Origin of the sequence: Bartonella sp. SD1336NMGDW (genome assembly GCF_042193565.1) — a bacterium.
In the GTDB taxonomy this organism is placed as follows: Bacteria; Pseudomonadota; Alphaproteobacteria; order Rhizobiales; family Rhizobiaceae; genus Bartonella; species Bartonella grahamii.
Window position 1 is genome coordinate 1 of record NZ_JBHILW010000067.1, and the last position, 1,189, is coordinate 1,189.

1 protein-coding gene is annotated in these 1,189 nt (G+C 43.9%); it reads right to left on the reverse strand.

What is annotated here, in order from left to right; translation table 11 throughout:
- Nucleotides 1–12: 12 nt before the first annotated feature.
- Nucleotides 13–1,188, reverse strand: coding sequence for an elongation factor Tu (gene tuf, locus ACFIKH_RS09110; RefSeq protein WP_012755022.1), 1,176 nt, complete (start codon nt 1,186–1,188; stop codon nt 13–15).
- Nucleotide 1,189: the final 1 nt, after the last annotated feature.

Genomic DNA, 1,189 nt, shown 5'->3' on the forward strand with positions numbered 1-1,189 from the left:
AACAAGCATTATTTATTCAATGATCTTAGAGACGATACCGGCACCAACAGTACGACCACCTTCACGAATAGCAAAACGAAGCTTCTCTTCCATCGCTATCGGAACGATCAACGAAACATCCATGGCAACATTGTCGCCTGGCATAACCATTTCCGTTCCTTCTGGAAGCGTAACAATACCTGTAACATCCGTCGTACGGAAGTAAAACTGAGGACGATAATTCGTGAAAAATGGTGTATGACGTCCACCTTCATCTTTTGTCAAAATGTAAGCTTCTGCTTTAAAACGTGTATGAGGCGTAACGGATCCTGGCTTCGCCAATACTTGACCACGCTCAATCCCTTCACGGTCAACACCACGTAGCAGAGCTCCTATATTATCGCCCGCTTGACCTTGATCTAAAAGCTTGCGGAACATTTCAACGCCTGTAACCGTCGTCTTAGACGTTGGACGAATACCGATAATCTCGATTTCCTCTCCAACTTTAATAACACCACGCTCAACACGACCCGTAACAACGGTTCCACGACCCGAAATCGAAAATACATCCTCTATCGGCATCAAAAATGGTTGATCAACAGGACGTTCAGGGGTTGGAATATAATTATCAACTTCACTCATTAAAAGGCGAACAGCATCTTCACCAATGCTTTTATCCTTATCCTCAAGGGCTGCTAAAGCAGAACCCTTAACAATTGGTATATCATCGCCTGGAAAATCATATTTGGATAAAAGTTCCCGAACCTCAAGCTCTACAAGCTCCAAAAGTTCTGCATCATCAACCTGATCAACTTTATTAAGAAAAACAACAATTGCTGGAACACCAACCTGACGCGCAAGCAAAATATGCTCACGTGTCTGAGGCATTGGACCATCAGCTGCGGAAACAACCAAAATAGCACCATCCATCTGTGCTGCCCCTGTGATCATGTTCTTCACATAATCAGCGTGTCCCGGACAATCAACGTGCGCATAGTGACGATTTTCCGTTTCATACTCAACGTGTGCTGTAGAAATAGTAATCCCACGTGCACGTTCCTCTGGGGCAGCATCAATTTGATCATAGGCTTTAAATTCACCAAAATATTTCGTAATCGCTGCTGTCAACGAAGTCTTCCCATGATCAACGTGACCAATCGTACCAATATTAACATGCGGTTTTGTTCGTTCAAACTTGCTCTTCGCCATC

What these genes read in the sequence shown, in the direction of transcription:
- tuf (WP_012755022.1), bottom strand. Translation starts at nt 1,188, where the DNA reads ATGGCGAAGAGCAAGTTTGAACGAACAAAACCGCATGTTAATATTGGT.